Source organism: Streptomyces sp. CA-294286 (genome assembly GCF_050947155.1).
Lineage (GTDB): Bacteria > Actinomycetota > Actinomycetes > Streptomycetales > Streptomycetaceae > Streptomyces.
Genome location: NZ_CP192005.1, coordinates 612,902 through 631,609, shown reverse-complemented (window position 1 = coordinate 631,609; position 18,708 = coordinate 612,902). Strand labels below are relative to the sequence as shown.

Genomic DNA, 18,708 nt, shown 5'->3' with positions numbered 1-18,708 from the left:
GGTAAAGGAAACAGCCCCATGGCAGCACCGGCAGCAAAAGCTTCGCCAGAGGTCTCACGCATCGTCATCGAGAACTGCGCGATCGCGACCGTCGACGCCCAGGACACGGAATACGCGTCCGGCCACGTCGTCGTCGCGGGCAACCGGATCGAGTCCATCGGCGCGGGCGCGGCACCCGCGGGTCTGGAGAACGTGGTCCGCCGCGTCGACGGCACGGGGCACCTCGTCACTCCCGGCCTGATCAACACGCACCACCACTTCTACCAGTGGATCACCCGGGGCCTGGCCACCGACCACAACCTCTTCGACTGGCTCGTCGCGCTGTACCCGACCTGGGCGCGGATCGACGAGCAGATGGTGACGGCGGCCGCCCGGGGGTCCCTGGCGATGATGGCCCGCGGCGGCGTCACCACCGCCATGGACCACCACTACGTCTTCCCCGAGGGCTCCGGCGACCTCTCCTCGGCGATCATCGGCGCGGCGAAGGACATGGGCGTACGGTTCACCCTCGCCCGCGGCTCCATGGACCGCGGCGCGTCCGACGGGGGCCTGCCGCCGGACTTCGCGGTCGAGACCCTCGACGGCGCGCTCGCCGCCACCGAGGCGACCGTCGACGCGCACCACGACGCGTCCTTCGACTCCATGACCCAGATCGCCGTCGCACCGTGCTCGCCGTTCTCCGTGTCCACCGAACTCATGCGGCAGGGCGCTGAGTTGGCTCGCCGCAAGGGGGTCAGGCTGCACACCCACGGCAGCGAGACGGTGGAGGAGGAGAAGTTCTGCCACGAACTGTTCGGCATGGGCCCCACCGACTACTTCGAGTCGACGGGCTGGCTCGGCGCCGACGTGTGGATGGCCCACTGCGTCCACATGAACGACTCCGACATCGCCGCCTTCGCCCGTACCGGCACCGGCGTCGCCCACTGCCCCTCCTCCAACGCCCGCCTCGCCGCGGGCATCGCCCGCGTCCCCGACATGCTGAGGGCCGGCGTCCCGGTCGGCCTGGGCGTCGACGGCACCGCGTCCAACGAGTCCGGCGAACTCCACACCGAACTGCGCAACGCGCTCCTCATCAACCGCCTCCACCCCGAGCACCGCGAGCGGGCCCTCAACGCCCGCCAGGCGCTCCGCCTCGGCACCTTCGGAGGCGCCCAAGTCCTGGGCCGCGCGGACCAGATCGGCTCGCTCGAAGCCGGAAAACTCGCGGACCTGGTGATGTGGAAGGTCGACGGACTCGGCCACTCCACCATCGCCGATCCGGTCACCGCCCTCGTCCTCGGCGCGGCGGCCCCGGTCACCCTGTCCCTCGTCAACGGCCTGCCCGTGGTCGAGGACAGCCACCTGACCACGGTGGACGAGGACACCATCGCCCGCAGCGCGCGCGACGAGGCGCAGCGCCTCGCGCGGGTCGCCGCGCAGCCGCGCTGACGACGGCGGGTCGCCTCGTACCACTGAACGCTCGGGCCATGGCCCGAGCACAGAGAATTCCGGCCGGGAGGGACGGCTCCCGGCCGGAACTGAGCAGCCGAGCGGGCTGCTCAGGAGCCGTTCCCGGGGGCGTGGCCCAAACCTTCACGCCCCCGGGGCGGTCCGGCGTATCCGGGCGAACGGCACAGCAACACAGCAGCAGTACGGGCACCTTGCAACACCTTCGCACCACCAGCACCTTGCATCGCGCACCACCTCCCCGAAGCACGTGTCAATCCCGGCACTGGAAAACGACAGGAGGACGCTGTGGCCAAGTCGCCCAGGTTCACCGCGCAAGGCTCTTCGACGGACAGCACCGCCGAGGAGAAGACGTCCCTCACGAAACACCCGGTCGATCAGGGGATGCCTCCCCTGAAGCTCGCCACGACCGGCCTCCAGCACGTCGCCGCCATGTACGCCGGCGTCGTCGCTCCGCCCCTGATCGTCGGCGCGGCCGTCGGCCTGTCCGGCAAGGAACTCACCTTCCTCACCGGCGCCAGCCTCTTCATGGCCGGACTCGCCACCCTCCTCCAGACGCTCGGCGTCTGGAACATCGGCGCCCGCCTCCCCTTCGTCAACGGCGTGACCTTCGCCGGAGTCGCCCCGATGCTCGCCATCGCGGGCGGCCAGTCCAAGGAGGACGCGCTCCCGGTCATCTTCGGCGCGATCATCGTCGCGGGAGCGATCGGCTTCGTCGCCGCGCCGTTCTTCTCCAAAATGGTCCGCTTCTTCCCGCCGGTGGTCACCGGCACGGTCATCACGCTGATCGGGGTCTCGCTCCTGCCGGTCGCCTTCGGCTGGGCCCAGGGCCCCGACCCCGAGGCGGCGGACTACGGCTCGACCACCTTCCTCGGCCTGGCCGGCATCACCCTGGTGATCGTCCTGCTGTTGCGCCGCTTCACCCGGGGCTTCATCAAGCAGATCGCCGTACTCCTGGGTCTCGTCATCGGCACGCTCATCGCCATCCCGTTCGGCGCCACCGACTTCTCGCCGGTCACCGAGGCGAGCATCGTCGGCTTCCCGACGCCCTTCCACTTCGGGGCACCGCAGTTCGTGGCCGCCGCGATCATCTCGATGTGCGTGGTCATGCTCGTCTCGATGACCGAGTCGACGGCCGACATGCTGGCCCTCGGTGAGATCGTCGACCGCCCGGCCGACGAGAAGACCATCGCGGCCGGCCTGCGCGCCGACGCCCTGGGCTCCGCCGTCAGCCCCTTGTTCAACGGTTTCATGTGCAGCGCCTTCGCCCAGAACATCGGCCTGGTCGCGATGACCAAGATCCGCAGCCGGTTCGTCGTCGCGGCGGGCGGCGGCTTCCTCATCCTGATGGGCCTGTGCCCGATAGCCGCCTCGCTGATCGCGGTCGTCCCGCGCCCGGTGCTCGGCGGTGCCGGCATCGTGCTCTTCGGCTCGGTAGCGGCCAGCGGCATCCAGACGCTCGTCAAGGCGGGCCTGGAGAAGGACAACAACGTGCTGATCGTCGCCGTCTCCCTGGCGGTCGGCATCATCCCGATCGCCGCGCCGACCTTCTACCACCACTTCCCGGAGACCGCGAAGATCATCCTGGACTCGGGGATCTCCACCGGCTGTCTCGCGGCCGTCGTCCTCAACCTCGTCTTCAACCACATCGGCAAGCGCGCCGACGACGACGAGGTGACGGCCCCGATGGAGCCGGGCGAGGAGATGACCCACCGGGGGGACAAGCCGGTGGGGGCGGTCACGCACTGACCCGGCGGCCTCACCAGATGTCACGTCACGGTGCCCGTGCGGAATTCCCGTACGGGCACCGCGCGGTGACGGTGCGTCAGCCGACGCGGTACGGATCGCCGTACCCCTTCCACGGCGGACGCGGCTGCGGGTTCCCCGCGCGTGCGCTCCTCCGGCGGCCCGCCGGGCGGCTCGGCGGCGGCCGGCGATCGGACACCGGTCGCCTCCGCGGCCACCCCTGCGCCCGCGCGACCGACCAGCGCCGCCCGCCCCACCCGGGCACCCCTCGACGTCACCCGACGACTCCGGCACCGCGAGCGTCCCTGTACCGTCGGAGGCATGGAAGATCACTCCGTCGTCGACGTGGGCGACGTGCGCATGGCATACCGCTCCTGGGGCGACCAGCACGGCAACCCGGTAATCCTGCTGCACGGAATCGGCAGCTCGGCCGCGAGCTGGGAGAAGGTCGGGCAGGCCCTCGGCGAGGAGTGGCGGGTGCACGCACTGGACCTGCGCGGCCACGGCGAGAGCGACTGGCCCGACGAGTACGACCTCGAACTGATGCGGGACGACGTCCTGGGCTTCATCGAGGAGGCCAAGATCGACCGGGCCGGCCTGGTCGGCCACGGCATGGGCGGCGTCGTCGCCTACCTGCTGGCCCAGGAGTACCCGGACCGGGTGGAGCGTCTGGTACTGGAGGAGACGCCGGCGCCCTTCGCGGGAGCGGAGGACATCCGTCCGGCGGACGGCCCCGTCGACTACGACGAGAACGCGCTCCCCGAGATCGAGGCCCAGCTCGCGGACCCGCCCCAGGAGTGGCTGGAGCGACTCGGTGAGATCGTCGCCCCGACCCTGATCATCACCGGCGGCCCGGACAGCGAGATGGACCAGTCCGACCTGCCGGAGATGGCGGACCGCATCCCCGACTGCGCCCAGATCACCCTTCCCGGCGGCCACCGCATCCACCAGCTCCACCCGCAGCAGTTCGCGGACAAGGTGAGCGACTTCTTCACCAGCTGAGAGCCACCCGACCAGGGCTGCCGGGATCGCGTCGGTGGCGCGGGCTCAGTTCCTGCGGACGGCCGCCCCGCGGGCCAGCTCCCACAGCCCGGCGACCACCGTCACGGCGCCGACGACCATGACGACCACCCCGACCTTGGGCAGCGTCACCCACGGAACGTCCACCCCGCCGCCGAACAGTTTCAGCGCCAGGCCGACGAGAAACGTCACTGCTCCGTCGATCAGATACTTCGTGGCACGGCTCACCGGGGGGCTCCTTCGTTTCTGGAATGCCTCCAGCCTAGGAACGCGGGGGCGGCGCGGCGTCGTCCGCCGGAAGGACCGCGCACTGCACCGTTCGGTGGACCGCCGCGGCGCGGTGGGTCACCACGGCCGCCAGGTCCGAACCCGCCCGGAGCAGTGCCACCGAGCGGTCGGCGATCCGGTCGAGGCGATCCCGCAGGACGCGGGAGGTCTCGTCGAGCCCGCCGCCCCGGCGCAGGGTGCGCAGCGTCTCGCGCACGGCGGGGATCCCGTGACCGGCGCCTCGCAGCGCCACGACGATCCGGGCCGCGGCGACCGCGTCGGGCCCGTACCGGCGGGCCCGCAGCGAGGTCACGCGCGCGGGGGCCAGGAGGCGCTCGTCCTCCCAGAAGCGCAAGGTCGAGGTCCGGACGCCGAGGGCCTCCGCGAGTTCCGTGATCGTCATGGCGTCGCCCTCGTGTTCCGGCGGGTCCTCGCCCGTCTCGTCGCCGATGGCCCGCAGGGCCTGCTGGGCGTGCAGCACCTCCTCGCGTTCGCGCGCGAGGCGGACGTGGACGGCGCCGACCGCGGCGGCCGCGTCCGCGAGCGTGCCCGCGCCCAGCTCGACGAGCAGCCGGCGGGCGTCGACGGGGCCCATGGCGTGCGCGAGCCCCCGGTAGGCGTGCAGTGCCCGCACGTGGACGGGTGCGTAGCCGCGGTACCCGTTGGCCGACCTGGCGGCGGGCGGCAGGACGCCCAGCCGCTCCAGGTCACGCACCTGCTGCACCGAGTACCCCGACACGCGGGCCACGTCGGAGGTACGAAGAGCACGCTCGGACACCGGCAAACCCCACAGAAGCACTTGAAGCCGAGACTTGAACCATGAGTATGGAACACCTGCTCGCCACCGTGTGAGCGCTCCCCGGCGTCCTGGTCGTCACCCCGCAGCCCGGCAGCGCACATCCCGAACCCACATGGGGCGACGCGTACGTCTACTACGCGCCCGACGGCCGCGTCCCCGGGCGCACCCAGCCCTACGCGACGATCGTCACCAGCGACCACCCCGGCGACACCGCGTCCGCCCTCGACGCCGCCGACCGCCGGCGGGTGAACGTCCAGGTCGACCGCGCGACCTTTCGCGCACTCACCGAGGAGGACCCGCGCGGCCCCGGGCGCCCCCGCGACCACACCGCCACCGACGTCGTGCTGCCGCACCCGGTGTACGGGGCGCAGAGCTGGATCTGCGTCGTCAACCCCGCCGAGCGGACGACGGACACGCTCGTACGGCTGCTGCGCGAGGCCCACGAGGCCGCCCGCGCACGGCACGCGCGGCGTCACGGGCCGGGGGAGCGGCCGACCCGCTGAGCCGTCGGCCCGCGGCGCGGGCGGCGGGCAGCCGGGTGGTGCGGGCCGGGGCGGCGGCGGGCGGCGGCGCAGGCGCGTGGGCGGAGCCCGGAACGCTCCTGTCCGGTCCGGGCGCGCGCATCCCCTTGCCTGCGACAGCCGGCCGTGGCATACAGGTCTGGACCATTGTCTCTGTCCTCCCCACGGATGAGAGGTCCTGCCGTGCAACGCCCCACCGTTCGCACCGTGTTGGCCTGTGCCCTGCTGCTGCCCCTGCTCGCGACGACCGCATGCGGCGGCGGAGCGAAGGCCCAGCCGCCGCCCGACACCACACGGCCCGCTGCCCCCGCCGGAGTCACCGCCCAGTCGGGCAGCGCCACCTCCGTCCACGTCATGTGGAGCCCGGCCACGGACGACAGGGGGGTGACGGGTTACGAGGTCTACGCGAAGGGCCGGAAGGTCAGAACCGTCGCCGCGACCACGACCATGGTCGACGTCGAGCACCTCGCCCCCTCCCGCACGTACGACTTCACCGTCCGTGCCAAGGACGCCGCGGGGAACCTCTCCGACCCGAGCGCCGTCGTCACGGCGAAGACCCGGGCCTCCGCCCCCGACGACCGCACACCGCCGACCGCCCCCACCGGCCTCCGAGGCACCGTGACCGGCGGCACCGCGGTCACCCTGTCCTGGGGCGCCGCCACGGACGCGGGCGGCGCCGTCACCGCCTACGACGTCTACCAGGAGGACTCACGCATCCACAGCGCCCCCGGCACCGAGACCACCACCCGGGTCGACGGGCTGCGGCCGGGCACGGTCTACACCTTCACCGTGCGTGCCCGTGACGCCGCCGAGAACTCCTCCCCGGACAGCAACTCCCTCGACCTGACGACTCCTTCGGGCGCGGGGCGCGGACCCTCCACCGCGCCCACCGGCCTGACGGTCACCGCCGGGACGGAAGGAGGTGCGCGCACCCTCGTACTGCGCTGGACCCAACCCCGCACCGGGGGCGAGGTGAAGGAGTACCAGCTCCACCTGAACGGCGAGTTCGCGACGACCCTCGTGTGGGGTGCGCCCCCGCCGCCCGGCCCGGTGACCTATACGCTCACCGTCGCCGAACCGCCCGGCACCCGCTACCGCGTCGCCCTGCGCGCGAAGCTGCCGGACGGGAAGTGGGGGGACTTCTCGGCGGTGCGGACGGTCACCACGACCCGCTGAGGGCCGTGGCGCGCCGGGCCGGCGGACGCGTGGGCCGCCGCGGCTCCGGGCCGGACGTTTCCCCGGGTGTTGCCCCTGCGCACGGGCAACGAGGAAACAGGGTGCGCCCCGGCCGAACCGGTGCAAGGTCTTCGGTACCGAGCATCCGTCGAAGGAACCCAGGGAGAACGTCATGACCCACCGCATCCGCATCGCCGCGGCCACCGTCGCCGCAGGACTCGTCCTCGCCGCCACCGGCCTCGGCACGGCCGCCCGGGCCGCCGCCCCGCACACGCCCGCCGCAGCGAAGGGACAGGCCGCTGCCCCCTGCTGGCACAGTGGCGGCAAGTGGTGGTGCAACAACAAGCGCGGCGCGGCGGTCTGGGCCGCCGACAGCGTCACGATCGTCGGCTACATGCACTCCAACCCGTCCTGGTTCACCTGCCGCCTGGAGGCCGACCCCACGGGCGGCGGTGGCCCGCACCCCAACCGCTGGCTGCTCACCAAGGCGGACAACGGGCGGGTGGGCTGGATGAAGGACAGCGACGTCTACAGCGAGACGAACCCCGTGCGACCGTGCTGAGTCCCTGAGTCCCTGAGCCCCTCGATCGCGAGGGGGTGGGACGGGCGGGGGACGGCCGAGCCGGGCGGGGGCGGCGCTCGCGGGCGACGCCGTCCCTGCCCCGTGCGGCGGGCAGCGCTTGCGAGGGAACGCCGTCCCCGCCCGGTGCGCGGGCAGCGCTTGCGGGGGAACGCCGCCCCCCGCCCGGTGCGCGGATCACGGGGCAGCGGCCGGCGGCACCCCGTCCAGTGTCGCCAGCACTTCCGCCGCCCGGTCGCCCAGTGCGCCGCCGGCCCGGCCCGCGCGGGACGTGAGGTAGCCGTCCCGGCGGGCCTTCTTGAGGTGGTCCTTCACGGTCTCGGAGCGGCGGTCGAGGTGCTCGGCGAGCCAGGGCACCGGGGCCTGCACCCCCTTGTCCGTGAGGTCCCGGTAGGTCAGGCACAGCACCGAGAGGTACCGGGGCGAGACGCCCTCGTCGGTCAGCAGGCGGGCCGCGAGACGGACCAGATCCAGGAGCCGGCCCCGTTCGGCCTGCCAGGGCGGCGTCGTCGGCGCCAGTTCCCTGGCCCGTTCCACCGCTCCCGCGAGGTCGAGCCGGCGCAGCACCGTCGTGGAGATGCCGCGCGCGACGTCGCCCGGTGGGGCGTCCTCCTCGGCCTCGATGACGATCTTCTGCGGGCCGCCCGACACGGCGCCCTCCGGCCACCACATGGTGATCCGCCACGGGCCCCTGAACTGCCCGATTTCGAGTCCCTCCGCGCTTTCCATCCGGGCAGCGTAGACCCGATCACCCCATGTGTCACCCCCTGGGTGGTCAATGCCGGGTGGGGGGTACGGGACGGCTGCGACGCCTGAGGTCGAGAGCGACCGCGCACAGCAGCGGGGCCCAGAGCACCAGGGGCAGGTACACAAAGCCGACCCACACGCGTCCGGCCGCGGTCATCTCCGGGTGCGGGAGGGCCCACCAGGCGGCGAACGGAGTCCAGAGCACGGCCAGGACCGCCACGCCCGCGAAAGCCACGCCGGTCAGGAGGCGCGGCCCCACCCGGCGTCCGCCGAGGAGCGGAAGCCGGCGGCGGAGAGCGGACGGGACGCTCTCCGCCGCCTGAGGGAGGGGGGCACGGGAACCCGGAACCGGCCGACCGGAGTTGGCCGGTGCGCGCGGTGTGTGCGGGAGCCGGGCCCGGGGAGACGTCAGAGGTGCGCGGTGAGGCGTTGGTGTTCGGATGCGTCGACCTGCTCGCCGGAGGACGGAAGGAGCTGGGGCACGCCGTCGACGATGGGGTAGCGGCGGTGCAGACGCGGGTTGTAGAGGACGTCCCCCTCGGGCAGCAGCGTCAGGGGTCCCTTGTCGAGCGGGCAGGCGAGGATCTTGAGGAGCGGGTCGGCGGGGTTCATGGCTCACGTCCTTCGAGGGGAGGGGAATTGACGAACGGGATCTTGACGGTCGGCGGCACTTCGGGGAGGGGCTCTCGCGGCGGCAGCTCCCGGGGTGTCGCGGAGGCCGGTGGTTCGGAGGACGGCAGGGAGAGCAGGACGGCGACGGCCAGGGCGGCGCCCGCGATGCGCAGCGTCAGCCGGAGCGGATCGTCCGGCAGGGACTCGCCGAAGGCGAGCGAGCCGAGGGAGGCGGTGTAGAGACATGACGTCGTGGTGCAGACGGGGACGACGAGGGAGGCGCGGCAGCGTTGCAGCGCCGTCTGGGAGAGGATCAGGCCGGTCGCGCCGGTGACGAGCAGGAGGTAGGGGTACGGGGACGACAGCAGGGCGACGAGGGTGCCCGCGAGGTCGCCCAGGTCCAGGTGGCCGGAGACGCCCTTGATCGCGAGGGAGCTGACGCCGTAGACCAGCCCGACCGCGACCCCGTACGCCACCCCGCTGGAAGGCTTCTTGGGCGCCCGGTGGGTGCCGTGCGCCTTGCGTGGCCTCGGGGGCGGAGTGCGGGAGCCGCGCCGGTCGGCGGCCGCGTACACCCAGATGCCCGCACCGATCGACACCCCGCTGAGCAGCAGGATCAGTGGGGCCGGTGAGCTGGTGCCGATCGCGTCGGTGTGCGCGTCGAGGGACAGGACGACCATCAGCAGTGCGACCACGATCGCCGCCATCGCCCCGCGCTCGCGGCCCGACGTGCGCTCGCCCAGGGCGCGGGAGGAGAGCAGCAGCAGGAGCACCAGGCCGGAGATGAACAGGGCCTGGGCCACGGCCATCGGCAGGGTGCTGTAGACGACCAGCTGGGCCACGAACCCGGCAGCGAGGGCGAGCGAGCCGCCGATCCACAGCGGACTCCCGAGCAGCAGGCGCACGGCGCGTGCGGGGCGGCGGATGTCGAGACCCGGCAGGCTGTTCAGGGCCCGCTTCTCCAGGACGAAACCCCCGCTGAAGAAGACGTTCGCGAGCAGCGCCGCCGCCACCCCCCACCACATCACCGGCCTCCGCCCCCGGGCCCGTCACCGGGGTCTTCGCGCTTGCGGGCGTGCACCAGCAGGATCGACGCGACCGAGGGCGCCGCGCAGGCGAACCGGTCCAGCCGGCGCAGCGGACGCGGCACCCCGTGGAAGGGCGCGCCCGCGACCCGTACGACGTCGAAGCCCGACGCGGTCAGGAACTCGCGCAGAGCGCGCGCGGTGTAGAGGCGCAGGTGGCCCACGACCTCCCGGCCGGGGCGCCCGTGGATGCCGCGCAGGCTCACCTCGGAGAACACCGGCTGCACGCCGGCGAGCAGGAGTGCCCGGTTGTACCAGGCGGCCAGGTTCGGGGTGGAGAGCATGAGGTGGCCGCCGGGAGCCAGCACCCGGCGGATCTCGTCGAGGGCGCTGTCCGGGTCGACGAGATGCTCGATCACTTCGCTGAAGAGCACGGCGTCCGCCGCTCCGTCGGCGAACGGCAGCCCGCCGTCGGTGAGTTCGCCCCGCACGGCGGTCAGCTCGGCGGACTTCGCGGTACCGGCGACCGCCGCGAAGGAGGCGTGTGCGCGGCGCAGCGCGTCCTGGGACCAGTCGACGCCGACGACGCGGTGCCCGCCGAGGAGGGGGGCGGCCGTGACGGCCGCCGTGCCGTCGCCGCAGCCGATGTCCAGGACCGTGGCGTGCTCGGTGCGCGGCGTCCCGGGCCTGCCCGGTGCGGGAGGGGTGCCGCGCAGGGCCGCGGCCAGCATCGCGGCCTGGCGCAGGCTGCGGGCGTCGCCGGACGCGACCGGCACGGCCGGGTTCTCGTAGAAGTCCCGCAGATGCGGGGCGGGCTTTCGCGCTGTGCCGGTCGTCATGCCGAACCGCCTGTCGAAGCAGTGGAGTTGAGGTGCTTTTCGAAGAGTTCGCGGAGGTGCTCGCCGTCCTGCGCGCCGAGGAGCGCGGTCGACCAGCGCAGCGCGAGGTGCAGCCGCCCGTGGGTGCTGGCCGTGGTCACGGTCAGCCCGCGCGGCATCCGTGCGGGCGCGGAGAACCAGACGGCCGTGGCCCGACCGGCACCGTCGCCGAAGTCCAACGGATAGGGAACGCGCCCGATGTTGCTGAGGAGCGTGGTGGACGTCCACGGGGCGGCGGCCCGGCGGATCCCGCGGGTGAGGGCCGCCCGTACGGCGACCGGCACGACCGGCGCGGTGAGCAGGGCCGCTCCGTGGCCGAGTTGGGGCCGGGAGAGGGCCTTGAGGGCGCGGGTGCGGTCGGCGGTGCGCAGCAGGAGGGCGTCCGTGCTCTCCTGCAGCTCAGCGGGTGTGTAGGGGACCTCCACCAGGCGTGTGCCGTTGCCGATGGGCATGTCCATCCCGCGCGAGCGGTCGTCCACCGGCATCGTGATGCGCAGGGGGCGGGGCGGTGCGCCGTGCTCGCGGTTCCAGTCGGCGATCATGCGGGCGGTCGCCACCATGAGCTGGTCGTTGACGGTGTACGGGGCGCCGCGCGGCCGCCGCGGAACCGGGAGGTCCGCGACGAGGAGCCCGTTGCCGCGGCCGCGCGCGCTGCCCGGCGCGACCCGGGCCACCGGGGCCCACCCCGGGGTGGGCGTCGGGTTCTGCGGATGCGTGTCGGGTCGGGGCGGGGCGGCGGTCGTCGCGGGCGCGTTGTCCCGGCCACCGTACAGCTCGGCGGCGGTGGCCAGGATGCGCAGGCAGGCGGGGCCGTCCAGGGCGGTGTGGTTGACGGTGAGGACGAGCACGCTGCCGACCGCTTCCAGCCGGATCGGCGGGGACAGCGACAGCGCCGGCGCCTCGGCGAGCGCGCGCGCCCGCGCCCGGGGCAGCGCGTCGGGGCCGGGCGCGGTGAAGGTCACCACGTCGGCGGTGTCCGGATGCGGGGTCAGCTCCCACTCGTACCGGCGGCGGTACCAGGGGCCCGGCGCCTCGCGCATCAGGATGCGGGGGTGGCGGCGCAGCGCCTCCGTGAACGCGGCGCGGAGCCGGTCGGGATCGGGCGCCTCGGGAAGGTGCACTTCTATGTGCACGGTCTCGGGCTCGTGCGGATCGAGGCAGTGCCGGGTGATCTCGTCGACCACGGAGAACGGGGCGCGGGGGGCGTGGCCGGGATCGCGGCGTGGGCGGGTCGGGGGCTGCACGGTGGTCATGGTCCGATCTCCTTGGGACGGGGCAGCGGCGTGCTGGGCAGGGGGCGGGGCGGACCGCCGCCCGGACACGGGGCCCGGCGGCCCCGCGTCCACGCACCACGGCCGGGCCGGGAACACCGGCGGGCCCCCACGGGCTGCGGGAGCGCACGCCGCAGCCCCCGGGGGCGCGGGACCACCCCCGGGGGCACGGGGGAGGCCCCCTTTCGAGCGGAGCCGGGAGACCGGTGGGGGAGGCCGGACAGGAGGCGCCGCCCCGTGGAGCGTCCCGCCCCTGCCCGTACGTCCCGCCCCCGGACCCCGGTTGGGCCCACTTCAGGCACCCTCGCCGGCCCCCCTCCGCCGCCGCCACACGTCACCCGTCGTGACGACCGCCGCCACCACCGCCACCAGCGCCAGTACCTGCGCCGCCGGCCCGAAAGCGCCCGTTTCCGCCGCCACCGGCGACCCCGCGCCCCATGCCGCCGCGATCCCCGCGCCCGCCATGGCGAGCAGCGCGATCGGTGGCAGCAGAGTGTGCCGGAAGTGGGCCACCGCCGCCAGAGCGGGAACCAGCAGCGCCAGCGGCCCTGCGATCAGGACCATGACGACGGTGAGCGCCGCCAGGCCCAGTACCGGCCCCGGTGCGGGAGGCGCGGACACGGCGGGGGCGAGCGGTTCCGGCTCGCGGTCCCTGCGGGTCCACACGACCAGTCCGATCAGCGCGAGCAGTGCCACTCCGCCGCCGATCAGCCCGCCGACATACCACGCGGCCGGTTCGAACTCCAGCTTCACGGTGCCGCCCTCGCCCTCCGGGACCAGCCAGCCCTGTTGCCAGCCGTCCAGGCGCACGGGGGTGAGTTCCTTGCCGTTGAGCGTCGCCGACCAGCCGGCGTTCTGGTTCTCGTACATCTGGAAGTACGAGGCCTGCCCGGCCCCGACCCGCACCGTACGGGAGTCCCCGGACCAGTCGTCGACGGTCAGCTCACGAGTGGCCGCGGACGGCTGCGGGGCCTCCTCGCCGCGCCTCAGCGTGATGTCCGTGATCGCCAGCGGGCCGACGTCGCCGGCCTCCACCCGGTGCGTGCCCGTCGCCAACTGGGCCGTTCCGTTGGCCTGTTCGCCGGCGCACAGCGACACGTCGATCGGGCGGCGTTCCGTCAGGTCACGGATCTGGCCGCGCGCGCTCGTCGCGTGCAGGGTGCCGTCGATGGACAGGATCGGTCCCTGACCGCAGGGCAGCGAGAAGGTGCGGTCCGGGTTCGGCTGCGGCACGCGGTAGTCGTCCAGGGCGGGGACGTACACCTCGCTCAGACCGACCGGGAGCTGCAACTCGCCCTCGGCGACCGGGTTGTGGATGGTCAGCGGCGCCACCTGGGTGATGGTGATGTCGAGCCGGTCGGTGTTGATGGGCTCGAAGCGGGCCAGGCCGTTCTGGTCCACGGAGGCCGTGGCCGCCCCGTCCGGCGAACTGATCTCGACCTGTTCGGGACGGGTGGACAGGCCGCCCGCCGCCGCGAACACGATCTCGCCCACCAGCCGCTTCTCCGGCCACCGCAGATGCAGGACGGACTTGCTGCCGGAGATCCACGAGGTCGTGAGATCACCGTCGACGAGGTTGCGGGGCGACAGGGAGGCGCCCAGCTTCGCCGTCGAGTCCGCCGTAGCGGTCAACATCCGCCGCTGGTCCGGAGCCTGACGGTAGAGCAGCTGGTCCAAAGCGTCGCCCGGGACCGGCAGCGCCGTCGCCTTCAGCGAGTACGCGCCCGCCTCCCGGATGGTGAACTGCCGGTGCAGGCCCACTTCGGCCGACACCGGGGACAGACCGCCCGGGTCGCTTCCGCGGTGCAGGGACACCACGTCCGCGTCCTTGTCGATGTCCTCGGGAAGGGCGAGCAGCTTGGTCACCTGCACCCCGGGGATGTCGACGGCCGAGAAACCCGCGCCCATCAGACCGGGCCGGCCCTGCTGCGCCTCTTCGATCGTGATGCGCAGCCAACTCGCTTCGCCCGCGGGCGCCTTGATCGACTGCGGCTGACCGTTCGGCTGCAGCGGGCTCGTCTCGCTCCCCCGGTCGGTCTGCACCCGGACCCGGGTCGGAGCGGCCCGCATGCCGTCCGACGGCAGCGGCGACACCCGGATCGTGGCCGGCACCGGGGTGCGGGCGGCGAAGTCGATCCGCAGCCACTGGCCCACCGGCTCGGCCGCACTGCCCTCGGTCCACGCGGTGTCCGGGTTGCCGTCGAAGGCGTTCACCGGGTCGTACTGCGGCAGGTGGAAGAGCCAGTTGCCGCTGCTGGACGCGGTCACCGACTTGGCGCCCCGCAGCACGGCCTTCGTCTGGTGCTTGGCCCCCTGCGTCGGCAGGATCTGGCGCGGCTCGCGGCCGGGGTCCTGCACACTGCCGGACGGATTGCGGTCCGTCGCGCTGTAGGTGTGCGAGGTGTTGGTGTTGACCAGGCCGAACCGGGTGTCGGCACGGCGCAGTCCGTCACTGGACGCGAGCACCGCGGGGGAGTCCAGCCCGGGGGAGTTGTCCCCCGCGAGGACCGCGGGCCGGTTGCGCATCGACGGGTCCTGCGACAGCTGCAGCAGCGACTCGGGTCCGCCGCTCACCACCGCGGTGTCCGACACCGGCTTCAGCGCGGCGCGCCCCGGCTCCGGGGTGCCGGACGGCGGCTCGTACACCTCCACCGCCTGCTGCCTGGGGAACAGGCCCTCGATCTGCACCGGGGTGTCGTCGGGGATGCGGCCGCCGGTCATCACCGGTCCGAAGGCGGTGATCCTGCGGTAGCCGGAGGACTCCAGGGTGCGCTTCACGGTCTGCGGCGGCACGTACCCGATCTGGTCGGGGTCCAGGTCGTTGCGTACGACGACGTAGTGGATGCCGGTCCGGTTCAGGTAGTCCGCAAGCCCCGGAACCTCGCCTCCGGAGAGCAGCGCCTGCTCCACGGCGTCCAGCGCCCGCCGGTTGCCCGGCGTGCCGAACGGAACGAAGTCCCGCTGCGCCCACGGCGATTCGGCGAGCACGTCGAGGGGCTGGTCGATCGTCGAGCCCCAGGTGTGGATGCCGTGCGCGGTCGCCGGAACGACCAGGGCGCGATTGGCCGGGGAGTTGTCCTTGAGCCAGGCGGCCGTCTTCTCCCAGTGGTTGGGCAGCTTGCTGAAGGCGCCGGGCTGGAGGATGCTGCCGTTGACGTACGGCAGCAGCAGCCCCGGCAGGACGAACAGGGCCGCGACGACCGGCACGTACCGGCGGCCCGGAACCCTGCGGGTCCCGCGCCGCTCGGCCGCCACCGCGACCGCGTGGATCAGGCCCAGGACCAGGACGAGCGCCAGACCCGACTGGAACTTGTAGATGTTGCGGAACGGGACCAGCCAGCCGTTCAGCCAGTCCTGCACGGTGCCCGGGAACAGCGCGCCGAGCGAACCCCCGTAGCCGGCGAGGGTGACGAGGACGACGGACACCACGACCAGCAGCATCCAGCGACGCTCCGGCACGTCCCGGCGGGCGATGCCCGCCAGCCCGATCGCCGCCGCGCACGCCGAGCCGAGGATCGCCAGTACCGACGCGGCCACCGTCCAGCCGGCGGGCAGCCAGGCCTCACCGAAGTTCAGGTACGCCGTCCAGTTGCCCGCTCCGCGCAGCAGCTCGGTCGCGGACATGGTGGCGGTGGTGGTCTCGGCCTGCTCCACGTACGGCATGAAGTTCTCGCCGTGGATGCCCAGCAGGAGCAGCGGGACCACCCACCACACGGTGGCGAGCAGCACGCCGGGCACCCACCACACGATCTGCGTGCGGCGGCGCGGACCGGCAGGACGGCTCAGCAGGTACAAAGCGACCGGCAGCAGCGCGGCCAGCGTGGAGGCGGCGTTCACCCCGCCCATGCAGGGAATGAGGAGCGCCGAACGCAGCGCCGAACTCCGCGCGCTCAGCCGGGAGGTGGCCAGCGGCAGCAGCACCCACGGCAGCAGGGCGCCCGGCAGGGCCGCCGCCGACGTCGAGCCGATGACGATGGTGTACGTGGGCCACAGCGCGTACGCCGCGGCGCCCAGCAACCGGGTCGGCGACGTGCCGATGCCCAGCCGCTCGGCGAGTCGCAGCGCACCCCAGAACGCGACCGTCACCACGAGCGACAGCCAGAGCCGCTCGGCGAGCCACACCGGGATCTGGACGAGATCGGTGAGGGCGTAGTACGGCAGCATCGGGAAGGCGTAGCCCACGTACTGGTCGAAGATGCCGCCGAAACCGGCCCGCGAGTGCCACAACTCGCCCAGGTCCGCTATGAACTTGAACGGGTCGGCCGCCACTCCGAGCTTGGTCTCGAAGGTCATCTTCCCCGGCGAGACCGCCAGGAACGCCACCAGCACCGCCGCCCAGAATCCGAACAGCCACTTCCGCGACCTGGGCCCGTTGTCACCGCCGGGGCGCGGGCCGTCCGGGGGCGGGGCGGCGTGCGACGGTGGGCGGGGTGGGGCGGGGAGCGTACTGGTCATGGGCACCGCCGGAGGATGAGGAGGAGATTCCAGGTGGTGAACTCGCGCAGCACCGGGATTTTGGGGGCGAGGGTCGGCAGCAGCGGCCAGTAGCGGGCCCGTGCCGACACCACGGACACGTCGGTGCGTGACCTGACCTGCCGCAGTGTCGTACCGATGTGGATCGGGAAGAGGTTCTCGCCGACGGTGTGCTTCGCCGGCCTGCCGGTGCGCCGCTCGTAGCGGCGGCGGGCCCGCTCGGCACCCAGGTAGTGCCAGGGCGCCCACTCGTGGCCGCCCCACGGCGAGTACCAGTTGGTGAACGAGACGTAGATCAGCCCGCCGGGACGGGTCACCCGCACCATCTCGCTCAGGAAGGTCTGCGGGTCGGCCACGTGCTCCAGCACGTTGGAGGAGAAGCAGACGTCGGCGACGCCGTCGGCGAGCGGCAGCAGATAGCCGTCCGCGACCACCGCGCCGTCGGTCGGCTTGCGCCCCCCGGCGGTCAACTCCCGTGGGTCCGGCTCGAAGAGGTAGCTGTCCGCGCCGCGCCGGCGGAACTCCTCGACGAAGTGTCCGCTGCCGCCGCCGACGTCCACGACCACCCGGTCGCGGAGCGGGACGTAGCGCTCGACCTGGTCGGCGGCGTCCCTGGCGAGCAGCGAGTAGCAGTGCTCGGGGTCGTGCTGTTCACGCAGGAACGCGCGGAAGAGCGCGGCACTGCGGCGGAACGAAGGGTCCCTGAGAGGCCCGAGGGTGGTGGTGCGGTCGTTCTTCATCTCAGGACTGCCGCCTCTGCGGTGCTCTTCGCCCGGACCGTGCCCGAGACGGCTTCGGCCGCGACCGTACGGAACTGGCTCACCGTGCTCGACCAGCGGTAGCGCTCGGCCCGCACCGCCGCCGCCCGGCCCATCGCCTCGCGACGCCCCTCGTTCAGGGTGAGCGCGCACCACGCCGCGGCGAAGGAACTCTCGCCGCGCGCCAGTACGCCCGTCACCCCGTCCTCGATCGAGTCCCGCAGTCCGGGCACGTCGAAGCCGAGGGAAGGAGTGGCGCGGGTGGCCGCCTCGGTGACCACCAGGCCCCACCCCTCGACAGCGGAGGGATGCAGCAACAGCCATGCCTCGCTGAGGAGTTGGTGCTTCTCCGCCTCGGACACGTAACCCTTGAAGACGACGTCGGGGCCCGCCATGGCCTCCAGCCGTGCGCGCTCGGGCCCGTCGCCGACGATGACCAGTTTCCCGCCGGTCACCGGACGCACCCGCTCCCACAGCCGCAGCAGCAGGTCGATGCGCTTGTACTCGACGAGCCGGCCCATCGCCAGGAACACCGGCTCCGGTGCGCGCGGCAGCCGTACGCCGGGCTCCTCGACGCCGTTGTGCACGACGCGGATGCGACCGCGGTCGACACCGAGGTCGCCCAGCGCGCTCGCCGTCGAGTCGGACACGGCGACCAGGAGGTTGTTGCGCTGGGCAGCGGACAGCGCCCAGTGTTCGAGGCGGCGGCCGATCCCGGCGGCGGGGCCGGGAAAGCGCATGCCCCAGAGTTCGGTGTGCACGTGGTTGACCAGGCACAGCGTCGGACCCCGGTGCCAGAGCGGGGTCAGATAGGGCAGCCCGTTGCAGACCTCGACCATCAGGTCGCAGTCACCGACCTGACGGGTGAAGGTGCTCCGGGCCTTCAGGAAGTGCCCGAGGTCGCTGCCCGCCGACACCACGCGGTAGTCGCGGTAGGCGGCGGGTCCCCCGCACAGGAGCGTCACCTGGTGGCCGAGCGCGGTGAGCCCCTGGGCGAGGCGGTCGACGAGGAGCTCCGACCCGCCGGCGGCCGGGTTGCCCAGGTCGCGGCGGGACAGGAAGACGATCCTGCGGGGTTGTACGAGAGCCTGCTCGTGGGCCTCGGGGCGGGTGGGCGACTGAACTTCCGGACCGGCCTGCTGGTGTGTCTCCTGGAGCCGCAGCGCCTGGAGGGGTTTCACAGCGTGCACGGTGGGGGGTACGTGCTGGGGCATCCGAGCTCCAACTCGTTTCGGGGTGCGGTACCTGGAGGAACGTACGAGTGCGAAAGGGTGCATGCGGTGGGGTGGATAGGTAGTTTTCGGCACGCTGTTCGACGCGGCTACTCACCTGCGTGACAATTTCGGCACCGATATGGCCTGATGCCTCATCACAACGTGCAGTCGGTAA

General features: G+C 73.0%; 17 protein-coding genes. 6 read left to right on the top strand and 11 right to left on the bottom strand.

The genetic code is table 11. From position 1 onward, the window contains the following. Nucleotides 1-18: 18 nt before the first annotated feature. The 3 genes from ACQPZG_RS07655 (at nucleotide 19) to ACQPZG_RS07645 (ending at nucleotide 4,194) form a co-directional block, all read left to right on the top strand. The gene (locus ACQPZG_RS07655) at nucleotides 19-1,428 is read left to right on the top strand and encodes an 8-oxoguanine deaminase (protein WP_433545071.1); all 1,410 of its coding nucleotides are present in this window, start codon (nucleotides 19-21) and stop codon (nucleotides 1,426-1,428) included. Nucleotides 1,429-1,830: 402 nt separating this feature from the next. Continuing rightward, nucleotides 1,831-3,195, top strand: a complete 1,365-nt coding sequence (locus ACQPZG_RS07650) for a nucleobase:cation symporter-2 family protein (protein WP_433549301.1) — start codon at nucleotides 1,831-1,833, stop codon at nucleotides 3,193-3,195. Between the two features lie 318 nt (nucleotides 3,196-3,513). Beyond that, the gene (locus ACQPZG_RS07645) at nucleotides 3,514-4,194 is read left to right on the top strand and encodes an alpha/beta fold hydrolase (RefSeq protein WP_433545070.1); all 681 of its coding nucleotides are present in this window, start codon (nucleotides 3,514-3,516) and stop codon (nucleotides 4,192-4,194) included. 45 nt (nucleotides 4,195-4,239) lie between these two features. On the opposite strand, the gene ACQPZG_RS07640 is transcribed toward ACQPZG_RS07645, so the two are convergent. Beyond that, nucleotides 4,240-4,440, bottom strand: coding sequence for a DUF5708 family protein (locus ACQPZG_RS07640; RefSeq protein WP_433545069.1), 201 nt, complete (start codon nucleotides 4,438-4,440; stop codon nucleotides 4,240-4,242). Nucleotides 4,441-4,474: 34 nt separating this feature from the next. After that, nucleotides 4,475-5,257: a MerR family transcriptional regulator gene (locus ACQPZG_RS07635; protein WP_433545068.1), complete on the bottom strand. Its 783-nt coding sequence runs from the start codon at nucleotides 5,255-5,257 to the stop codon at nucleotides 4,475-4,477. Between the two features lie 89 nt (nucleotides 5,258-5,346). On the opposite strand from ACQPZG_RS07635, the gene ACQPZG_RS07630 reads away from it, so the two are divergent. The 3 genes from ACQPZG_RS07630 to ACQPZG_RS07620 all read left to right on the top strand — a co-directional run bounded on the left by ACQPZG_RS07630 (nucleotide 5,347) and on the right by ACQPZG_RS07620 (nucleotide 7,537). Beyond that, nucleotides 5,347-5,781 carry a DUF6194 family protein gene (locus tag ACQPZG_RS07630; RefSeq protein ID WP_433549300.1) on the top strand — a complete coding sequence of 145 codons (435 nt, stop codon included), beginning with the start codon at nucleotides 5,347-5,349 and terminating at the stop codon, nucleotides 5,779-5,781. A gap of 186 nt (nucleotides 5,782-5,967) precedes the next feature. Next, nucleotides 5,968-6,975, top strand: coding sequence for a fibronectin type III domain-containing protein (locus ACQPZG_RS07625; protein WP_433545067.1), 1,008 nt, complete (start codon nucleotides 5,968-5,970; stop codon nucleotides 6,973-6,975). 172 nt (nucleotides 6,976-7,147) lie between these two features. Further along, on the top strand, nucleotides 7,148-7,537 hold the full coding sequence (locus ACQPZG_RS07620; RefSeq protein WP_433545066.1) for a hypothetical protein: 390 nt from the start codon (nucleotides 7,148-7,150) through the stop codon (nucleotides 7,535-7,537). Between the two features lie 195 nt (nucleotides 7,538-7,732). On the opposite strand, the gene ACQPZG_RS07615 is transcribed toward ACQPZG_RS07620, so the two are convergent. From ACQPZG_RS07615 to ACQPZG_RS07575, 9 genes are all read right to left on the bottom strand, one after another. Continuing rightward, on the bottom strand, nucleotides 7,733-8,284 hold the full coding sequence (locus ACQPZG_RS07615; protein ID WP_433545065.1) for a hypothetical protein: 552 nt from the start codon (nucleotides 8,282-8,284) through the stop codon (nucleotides 7,733-7,735). A 46-nt stretch (nucleotides 8,285-8,330) separates the two neighbouring features. Continuing rightward, on the bottom strand, nucleotides 8,331-8,537 hold the full coding sequence (locus tag ACQPZG_RS07610; RefSeq protein WP_433545064.1) for a hypothetical protein: 207 nt from the start codon (nucleotides 8,535-8,537) through the stop codon (nucleotides 8,331-8,333). A 173-nt stretch (nucleotides 8,538-8,710) separates the two neighbouring features. Beyond that, entirely contained in the window at nucleotides 8,711-8,914 is a 204-nt protein-coding gene (locus tag ACQPZG_RS07605; protein ID WP_433545063.1) for a Trm112 family protein, read from the bottom strand. Continuing rightward, nucleotides 8,911-9,939: a hypothetical protein gene (locus tag ACQPZG_RS07600; protein ID WP_433545062.1), complete on the bottom strand. Its 1,029-nt coding sequence runs from the start codon at nucleotides 9,937-9,939 to the stop codon at nucleotides 8,911-8,913. The genes ACQPZG_RS07605 and ACQPZG_RS07600 overlap by 4 nt, the downstream gene beginning before the upstream one ends. After that, a complete protein-coding gene (locus ACQPZG_RS07595; protein WP_433545061.1) occupies nucleotides 9,939-10,778 on the bottom strand; it encodes a methyltransferase domain-containing protein in 840 nt (279 codons plus the stop codon). The genes ACQPZG_RS07600 and ACQPZG_RS07595 overlap by 1 nt, the downstream gene beginning before the upstream one ends. Continuing rightward, complete coding sequence (locus tag ACQPZG_RS07590; RefSeq protein WP_433545060.1) at nucleotides 10,775-12,070, bottom strand: condensation protein; 1,296 nt, start codon at nucleotides 12,068-12,070, stop codon at nucleotides 10,775-10,777. Before ACQPZG_RS07590 ends, ACQPZG_RS07595 begins: the two co-directional genes overlap by 4 nt. A 312-nt stretch (nucleotides 12,071-12,382) precedes the next feature. Beyond that, the gene (locus ACQPZG_RS07585; protein ID WP_433545059.1) at nucleotides 12,383-16,543 is read right to left on the bottom strand and encodes an alpha-(1->3)-arabinofuranosyltransferase domain-containing protein; all 4,161 of its coding nucleotides are present in this window, start codon (nucleotides 16,541-16,543) and stop codon (nucleotides 12,383-12,385) included. Then, nucleotides 16,540-17,301, bottom strand: a complete 762-nt coding sequence (locus ACQPZG_RS07580) for a class I SAM-dependent methyltransferase (protein WP_433545058.1) — start codon at nucleotides 17,299-17,301, stop codon at nucleotides 16,540-16,542. Before ACQPZG_RS07580 ends, ACQPZG_RS07585 begins: the two co-directional genes overlap by 4 nt. Next, nucleotides 17,298-18,533 carry a glycosyltransferase family 4 protein gene (locus ACQPZG_RS07575; RefSeq protein WP_433545057.1) on the bottom strand — a complete coding sequence of 412 codons (1,236 nt, stop codon included), beginning with the start codon at nucleotides 18,531-18,533 and terminating at the stop codon, nucleotides 17,298-17,300. The genes ACQPZG_RS07580 and ACQPZG_RS07575 overlap by 4 nt, the downstream gene beginning before the upstream one ends. Nucleotides 18,534-18,708: the final 175 nt, after the last annotated feature.

Coding starts and splice junctions, on each gene's coding strand:
- ACQPZG_RS07585 (WP_433545059.1), bottom strand. CDS start 16,543: ATGACCAGTACGCTCCCCGCCCCACCCCGCCCACCGTCGCACGCCGCC.
- ACQPZG_RS07620 (WP_433545066.1), top strand. CDS start 7,148: ATGACCCACCGCATCCGCATCGCCGCGGCCACCGTCGCCGCAGGACTC.
- ACQPZG_RS07655 (WP_433545071.1), top strand. CDS start 19: ATGGCAGCACCGGCAGCAAAAGCTTCGCCAGAGGTCTCACGCATCGTC.
- ACQPZG_RS07575 (WP_433545057.1), bottom strand. CDS start 18,533: ATGCCCCAGCACGTACCCCCCACCGTGCACGCTGTGAAACCCCTCCAG.
- ACQPZG_RS07650 (WP_433549301.1), top strand. CDS start 1,831: ATGCCTCCCCTGAAGCTCGCCACGACCGGCCTCCAGCACGTCGCCGCC.
- ACQPZG_RS07595 (WP_433545061.1), bottom strand. CDS start 10,778: ATGACGACCGGCACAGCGCGAAAGCCCGCCCCGCATCTGCGGGACTTC.
- ACQPZG_RS07625 (WP_433545067.1), top strand. CDS start 5,968: ATGAGAGGTCCTGCCGTGCAACGCCCCACCGTTCGCACCGTGTTGGCC.
- ACQPZG_RS07645 (WP_433545070.1), top strand. CDS start 3,514: ATGGAAGATCACTCCGTCGTCGACGTGGGCGACGTGCGCATGGCATAC.
- ACQPZG_RS07580 (WP_433545058.1), bottom strand. CDS start 17,301: ATGAAGAACGACCGCACCACCACCCTCGGGCCTCTCAGGGACCCTTCG.
- ACQPZG_RS07615 (WP_433545065.1), bottom strand. CDS start 8,284: ATGGAAAGCGCGGAGGGACTCGAAATCGGGCAGTTCAGGGGCCCGTGG.
- ACQPZG_RS07590 (WP_433545060.1), bottom strand. CDS start 12,070: ATGACCACCGTGCAGCCCCCGACCCGCCCACGCCGCGATCCCGGCCAC.
- ACQPZG_RS07605 (WP_433545063.1), bottom strand. CDS start 8,914: ATGAACCCCGCCGACCCGCTCCTCAAGATCCTCGCCTGCCCGCTCGAC.
- ACQPZG_RS07600 (WP_433545062.1), bottom strand. CDS start 9,939: ATGTGGTGGGGGGTGGCGGCGGCGCTGCTCGCGAACGTCTTCTTCAGC.